General features: G+C 58.4%; 6 protein-coding genes. All 6 read right to left on the minus strand.

Features of this window, described 5'->3' with window-relative positions; genetic code table 11:
• Positions 1-50 precede the first annotated feature (50 nt).
• The 6 genes from DK874_RS01795 to DK874_RS11960 all read right to left on the minus strand — a co-directional run bounded on the left by DK874_RS01795 (position 51) and on the right by DK874_RS11960 (position 4197).
• Positions 51-320: a hypothetical protein gene (locus DK874_RS01795; protein ID WP_114312268.1), complete on the minus strand. Its 270-nt coding sequence runs from the start codon at positions 318-320 to the stop codon at positions 51-53.
• On the minus strand, positions 317-757 hold the full coding sequence (locus DK874_RS11705; protein ID WP_205387542.1) for a transglycosylase SLT domain-containing protein: 441 nt from the start codon (positions 755-757) through the stop codon (positions 317-319). The genes DK874_RS01795 and DK874_RS11705 overlap by 4 nt, the downstream gene beginning before the upstream one ends.
• A 489-nt stretch (positions 758-1246) precedes the next feature.
• Positions 1247-2332: a hypothetical protein gene (locus tag DK874_RS01810; RefSeq protein ID WP_205387543.1), complete on the minus strand. Its 1086-nt coding sequence runs from the start codon at positions 2330-2332 to the stop codon at positions 1247-1249.
• Positions 2333-2342: 10 nt separating this feature from the next.
• Positions 2343-3407 carry a hypothetical protein gene (locus DK874_RS01815; RefSeq protein WP_240307581.1) on the minus strand — a complete coding sequence of 355 codons (1065 nt, stop codon included), beginning with the start codon at positions 3405-3407 and terminating at the stop codon, positions 2343-2345.
• Positions 3408-3454: 47 nt separating this feature from the next.
• Complete coding sequence (locus tag DK874_RS01820; protein ID WP_240307582.1) at positions 3455-3871, minus strand: hypothetical protein; 417 nt, start codon at positions 3869-3871, stop codon at positions 3455-3457.
• A 203-nt stretch (positions 3872-4074) separates the two neighbouring features.
• Positions 4075-4197, minus strand: a complete 123-nt coding sequence (locus tag DK874_RS11960; RefSeq protein WP_275887327.1) for a hypothetical protein — start codon at positions 4195-4197, stop codon at positions 4075-4077.
• Between the last annotated feature and the right edge of the window lie 448 nt (positions 4198-4645).

Here is a 4645-nt window from a genome sequence, read left to right on the forward strand (position 1 = left end):
CCCGGGGTTCATCTAACCCCGGGGATCGGTTTTTGACACCTACATGACACCTAATAGCCCGTTGCCAGGTGGTAGATCAAATAACCTACTGCCCCACCCAGCAGGGCGGCCATAAACCCTGCCCACCAGGGGTTCCGCCTGGCCCAGGCAAGAAATTGACCCGAGATGGTGAGGCCTGTACGGCGCACCGCCAGCAGCTCCACCATTCCAAGCCAGACGACCAGGCCGCCCAGGAAGATAAGCCACCACCATAGGCCCGTCAGGGCAAAGGCGACACCCAATGTCGCCAACATGGCTATAATGCCCCAGGGCACCCTCATACCTTTAGCTCAGAGTAGCGATTGGCTTGGCTAATGATGGCGCAGGCATAGGGCTCATTGCGCCTTCCTTGGCGGAATCCCGCCAGTCCTACGTTATATGCTTGAAGAATCTCCTTCCACGACGCCCCAGCCATCTGGCCCTTCAGCCACGCCAGATACTCCAGTCCAGCCGCTACCGCGTACCAAATCCGCGCATACATGGACATGCTCAGCATCTGCCCGGGGTCCTTGCCTACCTGACAAAAGGCTACCGGTTTTACCTGCAAGGGGCCCAGCTCGGTCTGAGGTGAGGCGGTGCACCGCCCCTTGGCCAGGGCCGCACGAATGCGATCGGTCTCAAGGTAGAGGTTGAAGCGGCTCTCCTGCCAGGCTAGGGCGGTGGCGATATCCGGGGGAATGCCGTAGTTGGTGGAAGTGGCCAGGGCTGATGCCAGCACCAGGGTGCATGGGGTACCCGAAGCGGGGATGCACACGCCCAGGTTGGGCCGCACTTCCCGGATGCGCTCATGGATGCGGTATATCAGCGCTTGGTAGTCCTTGGCTAGTCCGCTCCCGGGCTGGTACTGGCACCCGGTAGGGGCAGGGGTAGGAGAGACAAACGCTGGGCGGGGCCGCAGTAGGAGGTATGCAACCAGCCCCCCCAGCGCCAAAACCCCCCACCTAGCCCCTCCGGCGCGCAACGTCCTCCACCCCCCTGATTGTTCTCCTGATGCGCTTCATGCCGCGGTTAAGGGTCAACATCCCCCCAGCGTAGTACCACACGAAGGCGTGCAGGTCCCAGTAGGTGGCCACCCCTCCTTTGGCCTCAGCGCCGGCCACGTGGCGCCCGTCCTGCCTGGCCAGGGGAAAAATCCCCGCGGGTAGTGCGGGCACCCCATGGGTTGGAGGAAGAGAAAAAGTGCGGTTTCCCCAGTTTCCTGGTACCATCACGGCCCCCATGTTACAGTCCACTCACCGATAGTCAACTTGTACAAGTTAGTCTTCGTGAACTCCTGTCCAGGGTCTAGTTTTACGCCCATGGGATACCCATCGTAGCCGAGCCCTATGAGCCGGATGGTCGCATTAGCCTCGCTTGATAACCAGGTAACTGGTTGCGTCGTCCTGGTACGGCTACCTTGGATATAGCTATTGTATGAGATGCCTTTATAGAAACCACCAGAAGTATACGACGAACTATTATTGTAGTTGGGGGGTACATCTGCGCTATGCAGAACGTGCCCCCGGTAAATGTCTCCCCCCATCATTAGCCCATGTAAAAGTGCTATGTCGCCGAATTCGCTGCCAAATACATTCCATGGGAAAGCATTAATTGGGGCATACTTGCGCAAGAACAATTCGCCCGTTCGTACCCCAATACCGTCAATGTTAATGGACACTGGTTGCGGGATAACTGGGCCAACACTTACACGCCAGCGGTATATGAGCCGCAGGCGTTGGTCAGAGGCAGGAGTAATTACCACAGGGTTTCCCAAACCATCCCGGAAAAGTTCGCGACACATGAGGTTGCTTGATGGGTTTTGTGCCGGAGCAAACCCCCATTCCGCAAGGTTTTTATTGCCAACCTGGGCTTCCGTGAACTCTCTTACAACCGTGATATCGGCTACCCCATCGGCCACGCGGGAAATAGACCAGGTGTTGGTACCAGCAGACTCGTTAATATTTGTTCTAGCTACCTCCGCCGCCAGGGATGTTTGGGCGGGGTCTGGTAGCGTGGAACCCGTTCCGACCGCTGCCCAAAGGCCAAGCAAAAACCCGTACTGGGCCATGAGGGTGTCGTAGGTTTGATTTAGGACAAGGTTGTGCTGCTCGGCCTCCTGGTCCACCACCCAACGCTTGCGCCTTCCACGCCCGCCGGGGCCAAAAGTTAAATCCTCCTTGTACCGCCCAAGTTGCCAATGCATGTGTTGGGGCTGAAGGCGAGCACCAACACTTGGCGGTGGGGGAAGCAGGGGCCGCACCTTTATCACAGGGATAATCTTGCCGGCGTTCTCTGGCGTCCAAATCTTGGCCATGGCAATCTCCTCACGCAAGCTCATAGGCCCCCGTGTTCGGGGCCGCTAACGATGCCGTACCCAAAAGGTCTGGGCTTGTATAGCCAGCAAAAGTGGTGGTGTCCACTACGATTACCACCAGGGCATACGTACCGCCACTTGGGGCTGTCAACGTAGCGCTACCCAAACTGTCCGGACTCGAGTAGCCCGGAGATGTCGTGGTGTCCACAACGATCACCACGGGCACATAGGCCGCAGTACTGGGGGCAGCGAGTGTTGCCCCACCCAAGGTGTCGCCCACTTCAAGCACGATTACTATGGGGATATATGCCCCTTGCGTGGGTGCGTTCAGCACCGCTTGCCCCAAGGTGTCCACGCCCAGGTCAGAAACAAGGACAATCGGAATGTAGTGCCCTTCAGCAGGTGGGCTCAAAGTTGTAGAGCCCAATGCATCCTGTAGATGCACAGGGTACAGCTCAGGGCGCAGGACAAAGCCCGTGGCGTCCAATGTGTTGCCCAAACTTCCCAAAAGCTCAATCTGATACGGCAGGGCTACGGCCTGGTCTAGCACTACGGGCTCTGCGAAGGTTTGTATGTCGTGGGGGCTGGCATAAAGTTCCCTTTGAACCCGTTGGACCACCGTTTTCCGGTCAGGTGTTAAGTGCCAGACGATGACATCCGAGTCCGGTGGGTAATAGCCCACCACCGCGTCGTTCAGCACCACGGGGTCGCATCCAGGAAAGGGGCCCCGCATTACGAAGGCCTGGCTTACCGGGTCCCATTGGCGGATCCATACCTCCCCTTGGCGCTCATATACCACCACATGCCGCGCGGCCTGGTCGAAGGCCACCCCCATGTGCCGTATCTCCTCCACCGCATGGGGTAGGGGATCCACCTCCACTTCAACCCACACGGCCACCTCGGGACCCCTAGGGTCATTCAGCGCCCATGGTCCTTCCATAGGCACCTGGGCCTGGAAGAGCCGGAAGCGGCGCTCTGCCCTGTCCAGCACAGCTGCCCACGCGTAGCCGTATAGGGTGGTGTAGCTTCCATCCCCAGTGTCGCCCATGGCCCGTGGCCCCGCAGTTAGGCGCACTTCAGGGGCAAAGGTGCTTCCACGCTTGTAGGTCTTAGCCCTAGCTCTCATTGCAACAAGAGTTGCACCACTGCAGGACCTTCCCCAGCGTCCGACACTTCCAGGACCTCCAACGCGAAGGACAGTTCCACCGCCGCCGCGGGCAGGAGGACGTATGGGCCTACCCGTTGGGGCCCGAAGGTCCACCACAATAGCGCCTTCGCGTCCCCAATATTCACAATGTGACCCCGGGTCGCAGGCTTACCCAGCAAGCCTGTAACGTCTATGCGCCGGGTTTCTGCTTCCACTTGCACTTGGGCCACCAGGGGCATCCGAGCTGGGTCGTGGCCTTGCAGGTCCCGCCGGGGCCTGCCGAACTCGTACTCCAAGGTGCGCTGGATCGCTCCCAACTGGTCCTTCAAGCAGGCCAAGTCGTCCCGCAAGCCCGTTAGGGCCTCCTGAACGCGCTGGGGGAGATTAGCCAAATCCTCTTGCTTCAAACCCAAGAGGTTGAACACGCGCCACCTCCTTTAGGTGCACTCTGGCCAGGGGCGCTCAAATTTTCAAGTGCGGGACGTACTACGAATGCCCCGATCAGGATGAGAGCCACGAGGTAAATGGTCAGGAGCCCTAACCCCACCCCTAGACCCTGTTTGTAGGCCTGCCAAAAGGTCTTCTCCTCCACCCCTCACTCCTTCTGAACGCCCAACAGGGCTCCTACTATGGCCAGGATGAGGGCCAGGCCAACCCAGACCAAAACGGCTCCCACGGTGAAGCCAGCCCCGAACCGGACCCCATCTATTAGTTGCACCGTGCCACCTCCCATAACCGGATTGCGTGTGTCGTCAACACTTGGTTTCGCCTAGCCCAGTTTTTCTCCCCTATAACTGCATCCTCTGGTAACACCTCCACACCGGCACTGCGCAATAGAGAGACGGCCACAGAGAGGGACGGCTCTTTTTGTGTATCGGGGTTTATCACCCCCCAGAAGGTTGCGGGCAAGGGCAGTTCCGCTTTTCGCATACGTACGAGAATGTCTTCTACTTGCGATGCGACCTTACTATCCGGCGCAAAATAGTCGGAGTTCCTATTAAGCCATGCCACTTGACGAACAGGCCCCCACAGGAACTCATTTACTAGTTCATCCGCACGCTTTTTATATTCGCTAATAAACTCTATGCGGTCAAAGTTAGCCAATGATTTGCGCCCCTAACTTTGTACACCATGCTCCTTTCTTGCATGTGAACCCCCAAAAGCCT

Origin of the sequence: Thermus caldifontis (assembly GCF_003336745.1) — a bacterium.
Classification (GTDB): domain Bacteria; phylum Deinococcota; class Deinococci; order Deinococcales; family Thermaceae; genus Thermus; species Thermus caldifontis.